Annotated in this window: 16 protein-coding genes and 1 tRNA gene; 7 read left to right on the top strand and 10 right to left on the bottom strand. The window is 60.0% G+C overall.

The features are described from left to right. Positions 1 to 10 precede the first annotated feature (10 nt). The 5 genes from ACID345_RS01565 to ACID345_RS01545 form a co-directional block, all read right to left on the bottom strand. Entirely contained in the window at positions 11 to 769 is a 759-nt protein-coding gene (locus ACID345_RS01565) for a sugar phosphate nucleotidyltransferase (RefSeq protein WP_011521112.1), read from the bottom strand. Further along, the gene (locus ACID345_RS01560) at positions 766 to 1,851 is read right to left on the bottom strand and encodes a CgeB family protein (RefSeq protein ID WP_011521111.1); all 1,086 of its coding nucleotides are present in this window, start codon (positions 1,849 to 1,851) and stop codon (positions 766 to 768) included. The genes ACID345_RS01565 and ACID345_RS01560 overlap by 4 nt, the downstream gene beginning before the upstream one ends. 130 nt (positions 1,852 to 1,981) lie before the next feature. Next, positions 1,982 to 2,404: an OsmC family protein gene (locus tag ACID345_RS01555; RefSeq protein WP_011521110.1), complete on the bottom strand. Its 423-nt coding sequence runs from the start codon at positions 2,402 to 2,404 to the stop codon at positions 1,982 to 1,984. A 103-nt stretch (positions 2,405 to 2,507) separates the two neighbouring features. Continuing rightward, positions 2,508 to 3,776 carry a UDP-glucose dehydrogenase family protein gene (locus tag ACID345_RS01550; RefSeq protein WP_011521109.1) on the bottom strand — a complete coding sequence of 423 codons (1,269 nt, stop codon included), beginning with the start codon at positions 3,774 to 3,776 and terminating at the stop codon, positions 2,508 to 2,510. A gap of 106 nt (positions 3,777 to 3,882) precedes the next feature. Beyond that, the gene (locus tag ACID345_RS01545) at positions 3,883 to 4,428 is read right to left on the bottom strand and encodes a 2'-5' RNA ligase family protein (RefSeq protein ID WP_041855332.1); all 546 of its coding nucleotides are present in this window, start codon (positions 4,426 to 4,428) and stop codon (positions 3,883 to 3,885) included. Between the two features lie 111 nt (positions 4,429 to 4,539). On the opposite strand from ACID345_RS01545, the gene ACID345_RS01540 reads away from it, so the two are divergent. Beyond that, positions 4,540 to 4,616: transfer RNA gene (locus ACID345_RS01540), tRNA-Pro, on the top strand. Between the two features lie 171 nt (positions 4,617 to 4,787). Here the strand turns inward: ACID345_RS01540 and ACID345_RS01535 are convergent. Beyond that, positions 4,788 to 5,387 carry a TetR/AcrR family transcriptional regulator gene (locus ACID345_RS01535; RefSeq protein WP_228370717.1) on the bottom strand — a complete coding sequence of 200 codons (600 nt, stop codon included), beginning with the start codon at positions 5,385 to 5,387 and terminating at the stop codon, positions 4,788 to 4,790. 115 nt (positions 5,388 to 5,502) lie between these two features. Between ACID345_RS01535 and ACID345_RS01530 the strand changes: the two genes are divergently transcribed. After that, complete coding sequence (locus ACID345_RS01530) at positions 5,503 to 6,381, top strand: aldo/keto reductase family oxidoreductase (RefSeq protein WP_011521106.1); 879 nt, start codon at positions 5,503 to 5,505, stop codon at positions 6,379 to 6,381. Between the two features lie 3 nt (positions 6,382 to 6,384). On the opposite strand, the gene ACID345_RS01525 is transcribed toward ACID345_RS01530, so the two are convergent. The 4 genes from ACID345_RS01525 to ACID345_RS01510 form a co-directional block, all read right to left on the bottom strand. Further along, the gene (locus ACID345_RS01525; protein ID WP_011521105.1) at positions 6,385 to 7,656 is read right to left on the bottom strand and encodes a hypothetical protein; all 1,272 of its coding nucleotides are present in this window, start codon (positions 7,654 to 7,656) and stop codon (positions 6,385 to 6,387) included. Positions 7,657 to 7,768: 112 nt separating this feature from the next. Beyond that, positions 7,769 to 10,210 (bottom strand): ABC transporter permease, encoded by a 2,442-nt coding sequence (locus ACID345_RS01520; RefSeq protein ID WP_011521104.1) that lies wholly within the window; start codon positions 10,208 to 10,210, stop codon positions 7,769 to 7,771. A gap of 500 nt (positions 10,211 to 10,710) precedes the next feature. Beyond that, positions 10,711 to 12,891, bottom strand: coding sequence for a hypothetical protein (locus tag ACID345_RS26780; protein ID WP_011521103.1), 2,181 nt, complete (start codon positions 12,889 to 12,891; stop codon positions 10,711 to 10,713). 21 nt (positions 12,892 to 12,912) lie between these two features. Beyond that, on the bottom strand, positions 12,913 to 13,632 hold the full coding sequence (locus ACID345_RS01510; RefSeq protein ID WP_011521102.1) for a hypothetical protein: 720 nt from the start codon (positions 13,630 to 13,632) through the stop codon (positions 12,913 to 12,915). A gap of 276 nt (positions 13,633 to 13,908) precedes the next feature. Between ACID345_RS01510 and ACID345_RS01505 the strand changes: the two genes are divergently transcribed. The 5 genes from ACID345_RS01505 to ACID345_RS27165 all read left to right on the top strand — a co-directional run bounded on the left by ACID345_RS01505 (position 13,909) and on the right by ACID345_RS27165 (position 20,716). Continuing rightward, positions 13,909 to 14,406 (top strand): RNA polymerase sigma factor, encoded by a 498-nt coding sequence (locus ACID345_RS01505; protein WP_011521101.1) that lies wholly within the window; start codon positions 13,909 to 13,911, stop codon positions 14,404 to 14,406. After that, positions 14,387 to 15,226 (top strand): zf-HC2 domain-containing protein, encoded by an 840-nt coding sequence (locus tag ACID345_RS01500; protein WP_011521100.1) that lies wholly within the window; start codon positions 14,387 to 14,389, stop codon positions 15,224 to 15,226. Before ACID345_RS01505 ends, ACID345_RS01500 begins: the two co-directional genes overlap by 20 nt. A gap of 22 nt (positions 15,227 to 15,248) precedes the next feature. Further along, the gene (locus tag ACID345_RS01495; protein ID WP_011521099.1) at positions 15,249 to 17,960 is read left to right on the top strand and encodes a CHAT domain-containing protein; all 2,712 of its coding nucleotides are present in this window, start codon (positions 15,249 to 15,251) and stop codon (positions 17,958 to 17,960) included. Positions 17,961 to 18,356: 396 nt separating this feature from the next. After that, positions 18,357 to 19,952, top strand: coding sequence for a PQQ-dependent sugar dehydrogenase (locus tag ACID345_RS01490; RefSeq protein ID WP_187148920.1), 1,596 nt, complete (start codon positions 18,357 to 18,359; stop codon positions 19,950 to 19,952). Between the two features lie 86 nt (positions 19,953 to 20,038). After that, entirely contained in the window at positions 20,039 to 20,716 is a 678-nt protein-coding gene (locus ACID345_RS27165; RefSeq protein ID WP_228370716.1) for a cupin domain-containing protein, read from the top strand.

The raw sequence follows: 20,716 nt of genomic DNA, 5'->3' as shown, positions 1-20,716 counted from the left end.
AAATGCGAAATTAGGCTGCAGGCTCGACGCGGGCCTGCCTCTTCGCGCGCAAATAGTCGAGCGCGCGATGATAGCCGTCGAGCGTCCCGACATCCATATACAGCTCGCCGCAGTGCGTCGCCCGCACGGCATCGCCCGCCGCGATGTACGCATTCAACAAGTGTCCGAGATATTCATCCTCGCGGTGCCGCGACTCCCATAACAACTTCAACGCGTGGAATGACTCGCCCGTGCAGGTGACGGCGCCCCACACCCATTGGCTGTGCGCGTCTTTCTGCTTCACTTCCACTTTTTCGACGAAATTCTGGGCGTCGCACACCACCGCATCGAACACCGTTGGATCGTCCACCGGGAACAGCACGAGATTCACATCGGCCTTCTGGTCTTCTACCGCCGGACGATACGCGTTCTCCGGAAACCAGATCGTGTCCGGTAGCCCGATCAGCACATTGCGATGAGTTCGGGCAAACGGCTCGGCCCGAAACAACGCATCGCACAAGCCCGCCGGCTTCTGCTGCACCACGTAGAAGATCTCCGCGGCATAATTGCGCTCCGCAAAGTAGCGAACAATGTCGCTCTTCTCCGCCGAAATCACCATGCAGATCTGCTCGGCTCCCGCGGCGATCATTCGCTCTACGAGATACTCCGCTACCGCCTTCGGACGCTCCACACCGTCGATCATCCGCGATCCGACCGGCAACAACTCCTTCGAACAGCCCAGGGGCTGAATTCTCTGTCCTGCGCCCGCTGCCGGAATGATGCCGATCATGCGACCTCCGTTCGTGCGCGCCGGCCGCGTGCGACGGCTTCGTCAAAGTACGCGAGCATCTGCTGCGCCCGACGCATGCCGCTGTGTCCGTCAAGCGTTCGCTGCCGCGCGCGCCGCGCGTGCTCACGCAAATCCGCTCGCATTGCGGTAAGAACTTCATCTGCATTGTGCACGCGCACGATCTCGTCGTCGGTGAAGAACGTCTCCAGCCCTTCCCACGTGTCCGTCAGAATCGGGCACTCGCACGCCGCGGCCTCGAAAAACCGTCCCGACGGACAGTACCCCGACTCCGCCATGTCTCTGCGCGTAATGTTCAGCGTTGCGCACGACGACGAGTACAGCGCCGGATGATCGCTCGGCGCAACGTGGTCCAGCTTCTTTACATTCTCACCCCAACTCCATCCCCACGGATACAGACTTCCAGCGAGGAGGAAATGCATGCCCAGCGACCGCCGCGACGGCTCCAGGAAAAGAGCGTCAAGCTTCTCCTGCCGGTCCGGTGCGTACGTCCCCATGTAACTCAGATCGCACAGCAGCGCGGGCGACGCCGGAACACGATGATAGCTATCGGCGTCCACGCATCCATATAGCGGCCGCGCCAACTGCGCGTGGAATTCGGTCTCCAGTCGTCGTAGTGCCTTCCCACCAGTGAACGACAGAACGAGGTCAAATTCCGTGATCTGTCGTGGCTCGAGATACTCGGTCTTGCCTTGCGACTGAAAGTTGGCCAGCGTCACTGGAGTATCGAGGTCGTAAAACACCTTCAGTGGCCGCCGCAATCCCAGCACTTCGTCCGCTATCCGTGCACCCTCGGGGCAATAACTCGCCACGATCACCACATCGGATTCCGCCGCCTGTTTCAGCGCGAAGTGGCGGACAATCGACCACTCCGGATACAGCACCAACTCGCAATAGGGCAACTCGGCCATATCGCGATGGCACGCGTAATACGGCACATCTTTTTCATAAAACGTGACGCTGTGACCGAGGTGATGCAGCGCCCGCACCAGGGCGCGATAAGGCGTCGCGTGGCCATTGCCCCACGAGGATGAAATGGTCAGCCCAAAGATTGTGATCTGCAACTTCTTGCTCCAGGGAAAAGTAAAGGACGGGGGCCCAAAATGTACTTACATTTGGGATGTCTCCCGGAGCTTGGTTGTTGGCTAGGCGCCCGCGATTTCTCGCCGCAGGCGCCGCCAAAGTAGAGCACCTTTAGGACAGATGCGCCGTCATCGTGATCGTCGCGTTGAGGACGCGCGATACCGGGCAGCCTTTCTTCGCGCCGTTTGCGATCTCTTCGAACTTCGCTTGGTCTATGTTCGGGATCTTGGCATGGACATCCAGGTGGATCGCTGTAATCGTGAACCCGGCATCCGTCTTGTCCAGGGTCAGCGTGGCACTGGTATCGATCGAGGTCGGCGTGAAGCCTGCCTTGCCCAGTTCGGCCGAGAATGCCATCGAGAAGCATCCTGCGTGCGCCGCCGCAATCAACTCCTCCGGGTTCGTGCCGGCGCCGTTCTCAAATCGTGTCGCGAAGGAATACTGCGTCTGTTTCAGGACACCGCTGGCCGTCGAGACCGATCCCTTCCCGTCTTTCAGCCCACCTTCCCAGTGTGCACTTGCTGTTCTTTGCATGAAATCCTCCGCTCGGAATTATAAAAGGCGCGAACGGTTTAGGTTCGCGCCGAAGGAGGAAACACAATGGATTCACAAATCCGAAATGGAAGTAAGGAGAAAACTAGGAACGTCCAATGCCTAAGTAGCGGAAGCCCATATTGCGCAGGCGGCCCGCATCCAGCATGTTCTTGGTGTCGAAAACCACCGGGGTTTTCAGCAGTTTCTTCACGCGTTGCCAATCGAGCGCGCGGAACTCCGGCCAGCCCGTGCCTACCACCAGCGCATCGCTCCCCTCGGCCGCCTCGTAGGCCGTTTGGCAGAAGTGCACCACGTCATTCAATTCGCGCTGCGCCTCTGGAATCGCCACCGGATCGTAGGCCCGTACCCGCGCTCCGCGAGAAATCAAACCGCGCGCCAGCGAGAGCGATACCGATCCCGCCACGCAATTCGTGTTCGGCTTGAACGCCAGACCGAGAATGCCGACCTCGCGACCCACCACGCTTGGCATCAGCGATGTCAGCTTCTCCATCACCTGGTCCGAGAAATCGTGGTTCACTTCGCGCGCTGCCGTCAGCACCTTCAGAGAGACGCCAAACTCTTCCGCCAGTGACGCCAGCGCATTCATCTCGTTTTCCACGAACGCCCCGCCAATCCGTGCTCCCGGCTGCAGGCATCGTGGCCCGATCTTTTTGTCCAACCCCATCGCCAGCGCGAGATCTGTCGCATCGGCCTTCACGTGATCGCACAAACTCGCCAGTTCATTGATGAACGACAGTTTCGTCGCCACGAACGCCGTCGAAGCCTCGCGCACCAGTTCCGCCGTCTCATACGAGGTCACGATCAGCGGCACGCCGCGCATCACGATCGGCCGGTAGATTTGCTTCATCACGTCCACCGCATCGTGCGACGTCGTTCCCAGCACCAGCCGGTCCGGCCAGTTGAAATCTTCCACCGCGCATCCGTCGGTCAGGAACATCGGCTGCACGACTACATGCTGTTTGTAGCTGCGCATACGCAGCTCGGTTTCGATCCGCCGTGTCGTGCCCACCGGCGTGGGCGTTACAATGACGAACACCGCGTGAGGCTGCGCCACCGCCGCCAGTTCCGGAACAATATGTTCGATTTCGTCCGGCGTATCTTCGGCAATGAAGATCGCTCCCGCACGCCGAGCCACGGATTCCAGCTCCGTCGTGTACATCAGCCGGTCCGCGCGCACATTGCGGCGAACGATCTCTTTGAGGTTCTTTTCGTGAAATCGTAGAGTGCCCTGCGCGCTGTCCATCACCAGAGTGGTGTCAGCGTCGTAGCAGGTCACAGGCATGCCAAGATCGGCGAGGCAGGCGGACACAACTGTCCCAAGATAGCCCGACCCATAAACTCCAACGTTCATATATCCACCTCTCCCCGAATGTGGGGGAGATTCCATGGCGCCGGGACAGTGCTTATAGTTGTAGTTTTTTCAAACGTTCATTGGCAATACAGAAGAGGTACATGCACTACCGCGGCATTTTGGCAGCCGCTTGCAACGAAAACTCCGCGATGTCGAACCAGGTGTGGCCCGACCCGCGCACGAACGCCAGGTTATCGATAACCACTTCCTTCGATCCCTTGTAGTCTCGCCAGCGTGCACGCGCAGTGTCGACCAGGCTCTCCGCATCGGGCAAGCAGTTGAGCTTCGCAATCGTCATGTGTGGCATGTACGGCCACGGCTCGTCGTATTGCAGGACGCCGGTATTCAATGCGTCGTGCAACTCGCGCATGCGATAAGCCGCTCGCGCCACGCGAATGAAGATGGTTGGAGTGCTGGGTGCAAACGTCTCCACCTCGCCCATGCCGATCTCAAATGCCGGATGCGCCTCGGCCATCCGCTGCACTTCAGCGAGAGCGTCAGCTTCGGTGCCGCGCAGCGGGCGCGGCGGCAACACCGTAACGTGCGCTGCCAGGTGCGCGTGCTCCGGATGGATCTCCCGCCTTAACTGCTCGACGAAAATTCCAATCGGGCTGCGCACGTAAGCGACCAGCGCATACTGGAGCGATTGCATACAGCACATGATTATAGACGCATCGCACGCGCGCCCTCGCCACTCCTCATGCCGTTCATCCCGCGTTCAGGAATGGGAACCGCGCCTTTTGCCGTTATAATTGAAAATAGTCGGGGCGTAGCGCAGCCTGGTAGCGCACCTGCCTTGGGCGCAGGGGGTCGGAGGTTCGAATCCTCTCGCCCCGACCATTCCCTTCCCTTATCGCTAATTCTGCCCTCTACCGCTTCTCTTTTGCGACGCATCCGGGAGCTGACGGTCCCAACTGAGATGCACCTGCGGAACACGAGCGCCACGGCTCGCCGGACTCGAACTCACGAACGACGCGTCATTCACTATGTAGAGCATTCCACCAGGCGTCCCTAAATCGTAATCGGCGATTTCACGCACGTACGCAGGTACGCTTGTACAAGCGCCAGCAACTCCCCACGCAGTGTTTCCACTTCCCGCTCCGGCGATTTCGACTCCAGCAGCGCTCGTGCGAATCCATTCATGGCTGCCGACACGCTCGTCGCGATAAGTTCGGGGTCTTTCCTCAGCCCTTCCTTCGCCGTGACAAACAACTCGACCAGCGACCGCCGTGCGCGCGCCGCCGCAGCTTTCGCGATCGCCATGCCATCCACGTCAGAACTCACCGCATAGAGCGCCGCACTCTCTTTCACGTGACGCATCTTCGCATCGATGTAGACGTCCACCACGGCAGCACCCATCTCCAGCAAGCCCATGGAGCGATACTCTTCGCACACCTTCAGCACTTCCGCGCTTACACTCTCAAGGTGCCGCCTCAAGGCCGCCTGCAACAGCGCGCTCTTGTTGGGAAAGTATTGGTAGAGTGTGCCTACGGAAACCCCGGCGTGGTACGCGACCTGCGTCGTAGTCAGCCGCTCTTTGCCGGCGTCCACCAGAACCTGAATGGCGGCCTCCAAAATTGCGTCGACCGTCACTGCTGAACGTGCTTGCACTGGCGTTTTTCGCGGCTGTAACGCGGTTCGAACAAGTCTGGGCAAATGCGAACTCCGAAACTGAAGGTTCCTTCATCTAACTATACGCACCCGGAAACAGCCAGCGGAGGAAGAAATGAGCACTGACAAACTTGGCGGCACCTTTACCTTGCCCGGCACCGACATCACGCTGCATCGCATGGGCTACGGCGCCATGCAACTCGCAGGCCCGCACGTCTTTGGTCCACCGAAGGACCGCGCTGCGTGCGTCGCCGTGCTTCGCGAAGCCATCGCCGCCGGCGTGGACCACATTGACACCAGCGATTATTACGGCCCGCACGTCACCAATCAGATCATCAAGGAAGCACTTCACCCGTATCCGAAAAACCTGACGATCGTCACCAAGGTCGGCGGACGTCGCGGGGACGACGCCTCCTGGCTCCCGGCAAACAGCCCCGATGAACTGCGCCAGGCCGTGCACGATAACCTGCGCAATCTCAGCCTCGACGTTCTCGATGTCGTAAATTTCCGGGCGTGGGGTTTCGGCGAAAAGCCCGGGGAAGATTCCATCGCGCAACAGATCACCGTGCTTGCGGAACTGCAGCAGAAAGGCCTCATCCGCCACATCGGCGTGAGCCACGTTTCACCAAAGCAATTGGAGGAAGCGCAAGCCATTGTGCCGATCGTCGGCGTACAGAATCTCTACAATCTCGCGATCCGCCACGACGACAAATTCATCGACGACCTCGCAGCCAACGGCATCGCCTACGTTCCATACTTCCCTCTCGGCGGATTCACCCCGCTGCAATCGTCCACTCTCAACGAAGTTGCCGCCAGCCTAAACGCCACTCCCATGCAGGTCGCGCTGGCATGGCTGTTGCACCGCGCACCGAATGTTTTGCTAATTCCTGGCACCTCGTCAATCGGCCACCTGCACGAGAACCTCGCCGCCGCCGAGTTGCAGCTTTCTCCAGAGGCGTTGGACAAACTCAACTCGATCGCCGTCGCAGCCTGATACTCAGTAACACGGAATGATGGTGTGTTTTTTCTGGTTGTGCCGCGCGATTGCGCTGCACATCAGCGACCACGTACGCCCCTCATCGGCAGGACGGTTCGGACTGGTGAGACGCGCGCGCATCCATGCGTAGGTGTGGTGCGCCCACAATGCGACCTCTTCCTGGCGGTCTTCTCCGAGGTCGCGCCACGCATTTTGAAACTCCGCAACCTGCCCCTTCATACCGGCACCGGTGAGCAGTGCCACATTCGCGGGACTCAGCCCCTGCCGATAGTAGAGATGTTCGCGTGAGACACCGTAGGCCATGATTTCGTCGAGGATCGACTTCGCGTCATCGGGTACGTTGTCTTTCGCGATCATCTCGTGCCCGAACTTGAACTGGTTGAAGTGCACCAGTTCGTGCAAGATCTCGCCGGCGAGCAGGTCCGGAAATTCCGCGGTGATCTGGCCTGCCAGGCACTTGGAAAGGTCAGGTGACACACGGCTACAGCGAAGGAATGCAGATTCATAAACGTTGAGATTGCCGTTCGCCGAAGTGTCCATCGGGGAAGCATCCGCAGGATTTCCGGTGTTCACTCTCGGCGCCTGGCCATAGCGTTTCGAAGGATGAAGCTCGAGTCCGTTCACTTTCTCGCGTGTGCTCGCCCGTTCCAGGATGCACTCCCCGAACGGCAGCATTTCGCCGGGGCCGATGTCCTTTCCAGAGTCCACGTCTAGCAACCCCTTCAACACTATGCCGAGGATGTCGCGCTTCACCGCTCCGCGCTTGCTGTCGCCACCTAACGCCGCGTATTGAGGCGTGCCCTCAGCGCGAACCAGTTGGATCAGCGTGTTGTAGTCTGCCGCTAGGCGGGTCTTCACATCAGCGGGAAGCGCCGCGAAGGTCTTGAAGTAAGGCCTGCCGGCAAGACGGTTGATACACGGGAAGTTCTCGCAAGCGTCCGAGTTACGCTCGCCTCCCGGGCACGACTTCACGCACGCTAGTTCCTTCGGGCCATCGAGCCGATCGCCAATCAGAATGTGGTCTATCAGGCAACTCTGCCCGTGACTGCGCCCTGCCAGCCCCACACATTCGAAAGCGGCCGTCCCAAGACGCGGCGCCGCGGAACAACTCGTCTCGTCCAGATTGTCGACGACATCGAGCAAGCTCAGCGATTGCACTGTGACAGTGCCCGCAGCAGCAGTTCGATTCGCAGATTGAGCAACGCTGGGAACCACGAGCGTGAGAAATATCAAAGCAGCGGAAATCCGCGCCAGCACGGAGAGGCAAGCCATCGGTCCCTCGCAACGGTTGGGAGTTGGAACCACTCATTGTGCCGTTGCGAAGTGCAAAGAGCTGCGACATTAGCGCAGATGCATCCCAAAAACGGAAACCAGGGTCTCGCCGCTATTCTTCCCGCAGCGTCTTCATCGGCTCTACTTTCATCGCGCGATATCCCGGCAACAAACTCGCCATCACCGCGATGAACAGCAGCACCACCGACACTGCGACGAAGGTTGCGAAATCCGTCGTCTTTACGCCGAATACAACCGACTTCAGCAGCCTGCCAATCGCCATCGCCGAGGCCAACCCGATCACCACGCCGATGATCGTTGGCCGCATGCCTTCCATTACCACCATGCGCAGCACCTGCGAGGGCAGCGCGCCCAACGCCATGCGAATGCCGATATCACGCATGCGCCGCCGCACCGAGTACGCCAGCACGCTATAAATCCCCACCGCTGCCAGTAGCAGCGCCAGTCCGGCGAAGGCTTCCAGCAGGATCATCGTGAACCGTTGCTGCGCAATCGACTCGCCGAGCACCTGGTTCAGCGTCATCACTTCGGTTACCGGCACTTCGCTATCGATTTCGTGGATCGCCGCCAGGATCGCGGGCTGCATCGCCTCCGGATTCCCCGCCGTACGCACTACCAGCGAAAGCGGAAACGAATGCCACGTGTACGCCGGGGGAAAAATCAGTTGCGCCGACGGATAGTACACGGTCGCATCATCTTCGTTGGAATCGAGGCCCGACTGCCGCACATCGCCCACAAGACCAACGATCTCCAACTGCGTATCGCCCTGGAATGTGAGCGTCAGATGTTTGCCAATCACATCCTGCCCGGGCCAGAACCGCTTCGCCATCGCCTGGCTAATGATCGCCACAGGATGAGTGTGCTCGTTGTCGGCGTCGGCGATCATGCGCCCTTGCAACAGCGGAATCCGCATCGTCGCCAGGTATCCCGGCGACACCATACGCACATTCACTTCTGGCTGGTCGGCCATCGCCACCACCGGATGCCCCTCCAGCCCAACCGGCTGCATCGATCCGCCTTGTGTCGGCAGGCTATCCACCGTGCCGGCATTCTGCACACCTGGCATCGCTCGCAAACGCTCAACGATGCGTTGGTAGTACTGTGCCTGCGCCACTTCATTCGGCAGTTTGTTTGGGCCTACGATCACCGACATCGAAAGCGCGTTCTCCGGATCGAATCCGGCATTCACCGCATGCAGCGCCCACAGCGTGCGGATCATCAGGCCCGCGCCAAAGAGCAGCACCAGCGACAACGCAACTTCGACGACCACCAGCACGTTGCGCGTCTTGCCGCCGCCATCGCTATCGGTGCGGCCGAGTCCTTGCTTCAGCGCATCATTCGGATTCGAGTGCGTCGCCTTCCAGGCAGGAACGAAACCCGCTGCCAGGCCGGTGAGCAGCACCAGTCCAAGCGTGAAGAACAGCACGGTTACATCCATGTGCACCTGGAAGGTCCTGGGCAGTTGGTCCGCCAGAACGTTCGTTATCAGCTTCGTGCCAAATTGTGAGAGCGCCACGCCGATTGCGCCACCCGCAATCGCCAGCAGCATGGATTCCGCCAACACCTGCTGAATGATTCGGTTTCTGCCCGCGCCCAACGCGGTACGTATCGCCATCTCCTTGCTTCGCCCCAGCGTGCGAACCAGCGTGAGGTTCGCCACGTTGGCACATGCAATCAACAGCACGAACACGACCGCGCCAAGCAGCACCAGCAGCGTCGGACGTACATCGCCTACCATCTGCTCACGTAGCGGCACCACCGCCGCACCCCAACCTTTATCGTCGGCGGGATACTGCTGCTCCAACTGCTTCGCAATCGTGCTGAGGTCGGCTTGCGCCTGGTGCAGCGAGACGCCAGGTTTCAACCGTGCAATCACGCGATAGTGGTGTTCGCCGCGAACCACGGCCTCTTTCGGGGTCATGCCCAGCGGCGTCCAAATCCGCGCGAACGACGGATAGCGAAACTCCGGTCCCATTACGCCGACCACGTCATAAGCCTGGTTGTTCAGCGTGATCTGCTTGCCGACAATCTTTGGATCGCCCCCGAACGTGTCCTTCCAAAGCGGGTAGCTCAGGATCACCGACTTGTTCTTGCCATCCGCGTCCTCTTCGGGCACGAAGGTTCGGCCGAGCATCGGCAGCGCTTCCAGCGTGGAAAAGTAGTTCTTTGACACCGCCTCGTCCGGCAGCGACAGTGGTTCCCCGTTGCCGGTCAGGTTCATCGTCCGGTACGACGAGACCGCCATCTGCGTGAAAACGGTGTTCTGCTTTTCCCAGTCGAGGTAGTTCGCCGCGGAGAGGGGGAAGATCTTCACCCCGGGAAAACTGCTCTGCGGAGGCGTATGCCACAACACCACTAGCTGCTCCGGATGCCCAAAGGGAAGCGCCCGCAACAACACCGCGTTCACCACCGTGAACAGCGAAGTGTTCGCGCCTATGCCAAGCGCCATCACCACCAGCGCAGCGATGACATATCCGGGCGATTTTTTTAGGGTTCTGAGGGCGAACTTCAGATCCTGGAGAGCAGCGCGCACGAAGACCTCCTCAACGAAGTGTTTCGTAGTGCAACCGAGGTGCCACTCCAACTGATTGAAATCTAGGATGTTCGCTGGAATCGTCCGGCCTCGTCCTGTTCGCCCGCGTCGCTACCTGTCCAACCTCGGACACCGTCCGCACCCCGCCTGCGTCAAGTGCAGAGCTCACGTTCGGAGTGGTTAGCGGTCACTGACTCCCTTGCACGATCCTTTGTAACCTGCTTACGTGGGGTAGTCCCAAGAAGAACAATTTGCTTTTTGACAACAGGTCGATAGTCGACCTCAGGCGAGGTCATCACTATCGAATTTGCAGGACACGCGGGGAACTCTCAGCTGGCAACTTGGAGACCCCGTAGCGAAGCGTGTCTCTGCTCGCCAAGGCGTGAGCCTCGCGATGTAACAACTGCATTCGTTCCCGGCGGTTTGCGAACCACTCCGCGCGAACCAACTGGGAACGAAATTTTTCTTATGGTGGGAGGGCGCCCTCCCACCGCTATTTTTTATTTCGACGGCGGCAGCGGCGCGGTCACGCGCTGTGCCCGCCAGTAGTACTCGTACTCATGCCACGGCTTCACGCCGCCTCGGTGTTCGCCAGTCTTGTGATAGATCGCGAACGGTGTCGACGAATTTTCCTCCACCGTCACCAGTTCTTCTTTCGGTTGGCACTTCGGGTCTTTCTTCAAGTCGTCCGCGGAGCACGCTACGGTTTTGCGCGACAGGCCTTTCATCTTGCCCTTGGCCTGGACGTCGCCGCCCTCTTCGTCAATGAAAGGGCTCCACGTCGGGAACTTGCCACCGCCCTTCTGCCAATTCACCGTGTATTCGACATACAGTTCTTTGTCGCCACCGTAGGTATCGCCATCCATGCGCAGATAAGCCTTGTCGCCTTCGATGTAGCCGGTGATCTTGAAGCGCCGCGACTCCGGCCCGTTCTTCAGGCCTTTGTAGTCGTACTGGACTTTCGTCACGCCGGGCGCGTTCATGATCAGGTCGGTCGCCGATCCCATCACGCCGCCGACGTCTCCGCTAGCCCCTGCCGTCGCCATGCCTTCCATGGTTTCAGCCCACGACTGCATGAGGTCGTTCATCGTGACGTTGTTCATGCTCGTACCTGCCTTCTGCGTGGAAGGCACACCCGAGCATTCATCTTTGCCGGGCTTTTGTTTCACGTCGAAGACGTTGAGCGCCTTGATGGTTTTCTTCTTCAGTGCTTCCTTGGCTTCATCCACCAGCGGACCGGGATCGGAGATCGCTGTCACCGCCTGGTTCCAGTAGTCGGGCTGCGGATTGCCTGCAGCTTTGTCAGCCAGCGCCTTGAAAACGAATTCACCGGCGTTGCTCGGGCCTTTCGCTTTCGGATCTTTCACGCTCTCGCAAACCATGCTGTCGAAGACGACAACCGGTACGTTCTGCATGCAGCGTTGGTAGATCACGTTCTTCGCCAAGTCCTGCGTGTCTTCGGCCTTTGCTCCGAGGCCTTCCATCACATAGTTCTTTACCGTGTCGGTGGCGCGTTTCTTGCCCTCGTCCTTCACTGAGTTCGCCATCTTTTCGATCTGGCCTTGGAAGTCGGTGTACTCGCGGACGGTTTTCATGGTGAAGAGGTTGTTCGCCTGCTCCACCAGTTTGCGCATCTTCGACGGCGCTTCGTTAATGCTCTTCATGACGTCGATCGCCATGTTCACCTGCTGCGCCGCGCGATACACGCCGCACAGGTTCGGATCGAGGTCGTAGGTGATCGCGCCATCGCCCTCGATCTGGCCGTTCTTGTCCACGGTGTAGTGGAAGCGCGTGAGGTGACGCACCGTCAGCGTCATCATGTCGTGACCGCCGCCGGGGTTCGTGCCGACGTCGCTGGACTTGAAGCGCGTCTCCCAGCCCCAGCCAGTGCCGACCCAGTCGCCCATCCATTTCGCGTAAGGACTGTCCTGCCACGGCGCAGTCACCGCCGGACGTCCGCCTTTACCGCCGCTCTTCCCGCCACCTTTACCACCGCCAGAACCACCGGAGCCGCCAGATCCACCGCTGCCGGAGCCGCCAGATCCACCCGAGCCACCGTTACCACCGGATCCGCCGCTTCCGCCGGAACCGCCGGACCCACCAGAACCACCGCCTCCGCCAGCACCGCCTCCGCCTCCGGAGCCGCCACTACCGCCGGAACCTCCACCACTTCCAGAGCCGCCGCCGCTGCCAGAGCCGCTGCCGCCGGAGCCGGAGCCTGAGCCGCTACCTGCGCCGCTTCCGCCGCCGGAGCCGCCGCTCTTACCGGTGCCGCCGTTGTGCGCGGTTTGCGTCGTAGCCTTCCAGGTGGAAGTGCCCGGACCATCCGAGAAAATTTTGAATGGCAGCGTCAACGTGTCGCCCGAGAGGCTGAACGGACGCCGGCTCACGGACTTCGATACCGCGGGAATCGACAACGTGATGGTCTCGCCGAAGACCTGGTATTCGCCAGTGACAGAGAGGCTCTGCGCGCCGCTGCCACTCAACTGGATGTTGCCGGATTCATCGAACGTAATCGTCAGCGAGTTGCCGGCATCGGCTTTACCGCCGTCAGAGTCGCGCTGAAATACATAGCTGCCGCGCGGTGCGTTTTGCGCAGCGGCGAGGACGCAGACGAAAAGTGCTGCGAACAAAAGGAACGCCCAACGGGCGTTCCTGAAGGAGAAGCTGCGGTCATTCATGCGACACGGACCTCCGCGAGGTTACTGTTCGGTTCCCACAAGTTGCACAGCGTCAATCTCGTTCCAACCCGGCACGATGTTGGTCGCGAGCGTAACGCGAACCCGTGCCACTTTGAAGCTCGTCTTAGGGAAGTTGAGCATGAAGTAGTTCAGGCCCTTGGTCGGATCCGTTCCCTGCCAAATGCTGTGCGCAGCGCCGGCTTCGTCATAAAGATCGACCTTGATGATCGCGCCCGGCGCGTTCGACTCGCGGATCCGCACCGCGGTCGCGAAGACTGGCTTGCCATATTTCAGGTCGAGCCACTCGATGCCGCCATCTTCGGTCTTCGACGCCCAGGAGTGGGGATCGTCGGATTCATGTTCTACGTTGGGCGCGCCGCTGGCCTGCCACGAAGAGAACGACTCCTGATCCTTGGCGTCGTGGAACGTTGAAGACGCTTCTGCCGACGCAGCCCATTGGCCGTTGGCGTCGTGCAGGATTTCGTCCTGCTTCATTGCCCACGCCGCGCCTTCCAACTTCGCCGTTGTCTCCGCGCTCAGGCCGGGTGCGGCGACGGTGCTGGTTGCAGAACTGGCAGTAGCCGCCTCATTTGGTACGGCGGGCCGCGCCGCAAGGGTCGGCGTTCCGGACGTGCGCGTGTTGGGTTGGCTCGTTTCCACCTGTGCTTCCTTCTTCTTGCACCCTCCAATAACGAGAAGTGCGCACACAGGAACCAGCAAAAGACCGCGAGAGAGCTTCATAAGCAGAAATGCCTCCTGGAGGAATGACAAGACGTATTTTGAGGGCGATGACGGATGTGCCAACGTCCTGTTTTCGTGGCTGTGCCGAAAGCGGAAGAAGGAATAACAGCGCGAAAGTGGTGCCGAAAAGGTGTTTCGACTGAAATCCACGCTACAATCGTTCCACTCCGCCGGGTAACCGTCTTACGATGACGGCAGACACATCCGGCGAAATTCCCCGGCTCTCGCACGCTTATTCCACCGCGTTTGTTCCGGCCTACGGTTTGGCGCGAATTCATGATTGAGGACTTCGAGCAGGTCTATAAAAAGCACTCGGCTTCGGTCTTCCGGTTAGCGTTGCGGTGCGTGGGACGGCGGGACATCGCCGAGGAAATTACAAGCGAAGCGTTCCTGGCCCTCTATAAGAACTTCGCCAAGATCGACACGACGCAATTGCCGGCCTGGTTGTTTACCGTTGCCAAGCGCAGGGCCGCCGACTACTGGCGTCGCATGCCGCACGATCAGACATCGCTGGACGACATAGATCCGGCTGCGCCCCACAAAGAGCCTCAGTTGGGCCTGAACGATTTGTTTCGCAAATGCAGCAGCCTTACGCCGCTGCATCGAGTCTGTGTGACCCTGCGGTACGTGCATGGCCTCACGCGAGCCGAGATTGCCGCCAAGCTCGGATTGAGCGAGACCCAGGTGAAGGGACATCTGCAGTACGCTCTCCACTTGCTGCGCACCGCGTTGACCGGGGGAAAGGAGCCCGCCCATGCGACAACGGATGAATGATTTTGATTCCGACGAGAAAGACTTCGTGTCGCGTGTGACGTTGCCCGCGTGCCCCGAGGTCGGGATGCTGCATGCGGCGCATGAAGGCGTGCTCGCCGATGCAGAGACGAAGCAGATCCAGGAACACTTATCGTCCTGCGAAGTTTGCCGAACGTTGTTCGACGATCTCGATGCAATTGAGTACGGCGAGCTGTCTCCGGCGGAATCGGCAAGCATTCGTGTTCGAATCGCACGCAATGCGCCACGCGCCTTTGAACCAGCGAGGAAGTGGTGGGTGCCGGCACTGGCAGTGGCCGCCGCTGCTGCGATTGCATTCGTACTGATCAGGGTGCCGAAACCGGAAACGCCCGCTCAAGGGCCTCTCATCGTCTATGTAAAGCCGCCTCAGGAAATCAAGGTGGAGAAGTTGCCGATCCGCGTGGATCCCACTTCTCTGCTCGCGACTCGTGGAGGAAACGGTTCGCAGCCATCCGGTCCCGAGCTAGCCAAAGCGTTGGCGAAGTATCAAGGCGACGACTATGCGTCCGCAGTGCAACAGCTCAAAGCGCTGGCCCAGAAATATCCCAAGGACGGCACGGTGCGGCTGTACCTCGGCATCAGCGAGCTTCTGTTGAATCAAAACAAGGAAGCATCCGCGGATTTGAGCGCTGCCGCTAACGAACTCGAGGGCGGACGCCAGTCCGATGCGCAGTGGTATCTCGCTGCGGCGAGTCTTCGCCTGAAGGACCACGAGGCGGCACAGCCGCTGCTCCAGCAACTTTGTGAAGGAAAAAGCACTTACACGGAGCGAGCCTGCAAGTTAGAATCCGAACTCAAGTAGCCCCTGAGTTCGGGTTCCCCAAATGCTCCTGGGATTTCTCCGCCGTCTTGTTTTCATTGGGCTGTTCGTACCAGTAATTGCGGCCGCGCAACCTGACGCAGCTGGTTGCGATCTCGCGTTCGACCCAAAAACCAAGCCTAACCTTACCTTCTCCGACCCCAACAATGCGGATGTCTCCGCGCTGCTGACGACGGGCTACGTCGATCCGGCGAAGAATGCCGACGCGTTCACCAGCGCATTGGCACTTGCCAAAGAAAAACAGGACAAGTGCGGTGAAGCGCTTGCGGAATACGGCATCGCGGCAGCGACGGACCGGGCAAAAAACGCCGATATCCAGCAACACTTGAAAAACGCAGTGGACCGGTTCGCCGAGATCGGCGCAACCCATGCCTTGGCGCAGTCGCGCTACATGCTTGCGCAGAGCCTGCGACGGTCGAGTAAGCCGGAGGAAGCGGCTGCGCTGGCGATGCAGTCCTCCAAAGATTTCGCGGCGACCGGGAACCAGGGACGCGCGCTTGAGGTGCAGGTCTCGGCGATCCTGATGAACCAGGCGAGCCCGCCGGAAGCGGAGATCAAAGCACTCATCGATCAGGCCCACGCTCTCCACTTGCCCGGCTCCGAGAGTGCGATCCTTCATTTATGGGGCGACAACGACTTCCAGGCCGGACATTTCGCCGACGCGTTCGCGCACTACGAAGGCGCCCGGAAGATCCTGAAAGAGTGCGGCTGCGACAACCAGGTGCTTGGGACCTTGCTGGTGAGCATGGGGCGCCTGGAGCGGATGCAAGGGCAGCCGAAGATTGCCCTCAAGCACTACGACGAGGCGTTGCGAATACAAAATGCTATCGGCGATCACGAGTACGCAATCCAGACGATGAATGCGATTGCGGTTGCCTACGAGGCGATGGAGGAGCACCCGAAAGCCTTGGCGCAATATGAGAAGGCCCTGGCGCAGGCGAAGGCGATCGGCGCGGAACAGTTCATTCCATTCCTCGAAGGCAACATCGGCGGCGAACTTCTTAGACTCAAGCAGTACGACAGGGCCGCGAAACAGTTGCAGATGGTCATCGCTAAGAAGCCCAGCGAATACCAACTCTGCTTCCGCGAAAACCAGCTCGCGGGTGCGTTCTTTCATCTCGGACGCAAAGAAGAAGCCTACGACGCCGCGGAAGCCGCGGTGAACGTGTGCCGCAAGAACAAGAACCAGGACAATCTTGCCGATGCTCTGGAAACACGCGCCGGGGTCGCGACTGAGAAGCAAGGCTATGAGCACGCGCTCGCCGATATTCGCGAGGCGATGGCGATCCGCGAGGAGATCCGCAGCCACCTTGTCCCAGACGACGCGCGCAAACAGGGTTACAACGAGCGCATCCAGGACCTGTACGACGTCAGCATTGAGGTGCTGACAAAAATGGACCGGCAACGTGAGGCGCTGGAGACCGCGGAAAAAGGCCGGGCGCGCGCCTTCCTCGATCTGATGGGCACGCAGCAGGCGGGGGACTCCCACGAAGTAAAGAACGTGGTGATTAACGACCCGAGCTTCGCGAGCTACGTGTCGGCCGCGCCCTTCAGCACGCAACAGATGGTCGAAGCCGCGAAACGGTATAAATCGACAATCGTTTCGTACTGGGCGACCAACGACGCCCTCTACATCTGGATCGTGTCGCAGAACGACGACGTGCACGAAGTCCGCGTGCCGGTGGAACGCAAGCGGCTAGCCGCGCTGGTGGCGCGGACACTGAAGAACGAACCGGTAAAAGAGAAAGCTGAAGTGCCGGTGCAGTCTGCTGCCGCGCGCGGTGCGAAGGAAGTCGGCACTGAAGCGCAGGGTTCTTCCGCGTGGCGAACGCTTTATAAGTTGCTGGTGACGCCGGTGGAGCGCTACCTTCCTCGCGAACAGGGCGCGCTGCTGACAATCATTCCGCACCACGAGTTGTTCCGCCTGTCGTTTGCGGCGCTCACCGACGCTAAGGGCCAGTATCTGTTGGAGCGATATGCGCTGCACACCGTCCCGGCATCGGCACTCCTGCAATACACGCGCGAAAACGAGCAGCGCGCGGAGAAACAGACGCAGCACTACCTGCTGGTGGCGAATGCGAGCGGCGTGAAGTTGAGCAATGGCGTGACACTGCCGGAACTTCCCGCCACGCTGCGCGAGGTGAAGGCGATCGAGAAATTGTTGCCGCCCGATGCAGTGACCGCGTTCGCAAACGCGGGTTCGAGCGACGCCGCGGTGAACGACGCGCTTCGCGGCGCGACCGTAGTGCACTTCGCCACCCACGCGGTACTGGACGACGCGGACCCGCGGCAAAGTTTCCTGCTTCTCTATCCGAGCGCGACCACCCACGAGCCGACGCGGCTGACCTCCGGCGATATCTACAAGCTGAAGCTGCATACGAAGTTAGTCGTGCTGAGCGCGTGTCGCACTGGCCTGGGCAAAATCACCGGTGACGGAATTGATGGCTTCAGCCGCGCATTTTTCTACGCCGGCACAGCTTCGTTCGTCGCGACATTGTGGGATGTGGCCGATGAGCCGACTTCCGCGTTGCTGCCGCATTTCTATCGCGAGTTGAATGCCGGCAGGACGCGCGCGGTGGCGCTGCGCAACGCGCAACTCGCGGTGATGCGCGATCTGCGGGCGGGAAAGCTCAAGGCGAAGACAGCGCTGGGGCCGGTGACGCTGCCGGAATCGCCGCTGCTGTGGGCGGCGTTTTCGCTGTCGGGAGAGCCGTAAATAAAAAGGAGAAGTCTCGTTTCTCCAGCGAGACTTCCCCCGAGAAACACTGGCCTGGTTCCCCTCCAAGCCGTGTTGAACGAAAGTTCTCACTTTCGTCCGATACCTATATTTCGTTGCGGGAGCGCAATCGGAACAAAGCTGCTCAAATTCCTGGGGCGGAACGGCGAACGCCGATAAGTCCCTGCCGATCAACCTTTTGCGGAAACATTTATGATAGCGGCCGGTCGCCGAAGCGCCGCTCTGCAATAATTTGTGGACGCCGGAATCATGGTTTGCCCGGCGACATCCAATGCCTAAGTTGCCGTGTGCTCGCACGGCATGTTTTTCCCAATTCCGCTGGAGGTCTTCGTGCAGGTTTCGCGAACCCGCTCTATTTCTGTTATCGGAATTTCATTGTTGCTCGCTGTATTCGCCATCGCCCAGAACAAAGCATTTCATAACGCCCCTGCCTCCGCGGCGGCAACGAAGAACCCCGTCGCTGGAGACGCTGCGGCGATCAAAGCCGGTAAGAACATCTATTCGCAGAACTGCGCTGCCTGCCACGGGCCCGATGGCGCGGGCACCGGAAATGTTCCGTCGCTGAAGACTGGCAAGGCGCAGGAAGCGAAGGACGGAGAACTGTTCTGGTTCATCACCAACGGCGATGAGAACAACGGCATGCCGTCGTGGAAAGGCCTGCCGCAAAGACAGCGCTGGCAGGTGGTGAGGTACATCCGGGCGATGAAGACTGCCGGGGCTGCGGCGCCAGCAAGTGCGGCGGCTTCCACTACGACGGCGAGTCTGCCGAAGGCTTCCGGCAACGGGCCCTTTATTGACTACCGCGATGAGAAGCCGGGGACGGTCCGCAAGATTACAGCGAAAGATTTGCCGCCGCCCTATGCGACGAAGTCGGCGGGCAATGGTCCGCACGTAGTGCCGCGTCCGCAGAATGCGTGGCCGCAGGTACTGCCGGATTTCAAGATCGATGTGTTCGCAAGCAACCTGAACAATCCGCGCGAGATTGTTACCGCGCCGAATGGCGATATCTTCGTCGCCGAGACCGAACCCGGGAACATCAAGATCTTCCGCGGCATGACTGCCGACGGAAAGCCGCAGCAGACTTCAGTCTTCTTAAGCGGATTGAAGGAGCCGTTCGGAATCGCGTTCTATCCGCCGGGGCCGAATCCAGAGTGGATCTATATCGGCAACACCAACGCCGTGGTGCGCTATCACTACACGAACGGCGACCTGAAGGCGCGGGGCGAAGCACAGAAGCTGGTGGACCTGCCGACCGGAGGTCACTCGACGCGCAACGTTCGCTTCAGTAACGACGGCAAGACGATGTTCATCGCCGTGGGCTCGGAATCGAATGTGGACGATCCCGAAGAGAACACCGGCGAGAAGAACCGCGCGAACATCCTCGCGGCGAATCCCGATGGCAGCAACGTGCACGTGTTCGCGGCAGGCATTCGCAATCCTGTCGGACTTGCGGTGAATGCCCAGACCGGCGAGCTGTGGACTTCGATCAACGAGCGCGATGCTCTCGGCGACAACCTCGTGCCCGACTACATCACGCACGTGCAGGAAGGCGGTTTCTACGGCTGGCCGTACTACTACATCGGCGGAAACCAGGACCCGCGGCACAAGGGCAAGCATCCGGAGCTGAAGAATAAGGTCATTGTGCCGGATGTGCTGATCCAGCCGCACAGCGCGTCGCTGGGAATGACGTTTTACAACGGCAAACAATTTCCGGCGGAGTACCAGGGCGACATCTTCGCCTGCGAGCACGGCTCGTGGAACAAGGCGGTGCGCGTGGGCTACGAAGTAGTTCGCGTGCCGCTACACCAGACGAATCATGCGACCGGCGAGTATGAGGATTTTGTGACCGGATTCGTAACACCGGATGGAAACGTATGGGGGCGTCCGGTGGGCGTGACCGTCGCGCCGGATGGATCGTTGTTGATCACGGACGACGGATCGAACGCAATCTGGCGCGTGAGCCACAAATGAGACTTCACATTCGTTGAGCAAGGCCGGGACTTTGCGCCCGGCTTTTGCATGCGATATATTCCCTCGTTCTACACTTCGCGATGCGATTGAACCTTTCATCTTCGGCGCCGCATATTCATCCTGCCTTCGACTGGAACCCGGACGTCGGCACGGACGAACTCGTGATGTATCGCAACCCGGAATTCCGCGTGGAGGGCGGGCTGCGCGAGTGCAAGCGCGGCAAGCGCTCTTTTAAGTTTGTGGAAGACGAACTCTGGCTCGTAATGCACGGGTTCGCGCAGTTTCGCCGCGACTCCGGCGAGGTGATTGATGCGGAGCCGTACGTGGCCGTGCACTTCAAAGAAGGATGGACCGGCGAAGCGGAGATCGGAGAAGACATGCGGATGAGTTATATGCGCTGTCTTGGCGAGCCGGGTGAGATCACGCCGGTGCTACGCGACGTCGCGAACGTTGGGCCGCTGGCGGATTGGGGAGCCGTCTCCACGCGCATCATCGGGATATCAGAGAAGTACGGCATCCAGATGAGCCGCGCCGTAGCGCCGCGGCGCGCGGAGACCGGCATCTGGTCGTGCACACCGGGCACGTGGCGCTGCGAGGTAAAGAGCGACGAGTTCTGCCACTTCCTCGCGGGCAACAGTCTTTACACGAACGACAACGGTGAACAGATCGAGATCGTGCCCGACACGCTGGCGTTCTTCCCCGCCGGGTGGAAGGGCATTTGCGAAGTGCGCGAAACCGTGCGCAAGGTTTACATGATCCGCTGA

It is taken from the genome of Candidatus Koribacter versatilis Ellin345, from assembly GCF_000014005.1.
GTDB lineage: Bacteria > Acidobacteriota > Terriglobia > Terriglobales > Acidobacteriaceae > Korobacter > Korobacter versatilis_A.
Note: the sequence above shows the minus strand (reverse complement) of the source record. Positions and strands in the feature narration are given on the sequence as shown.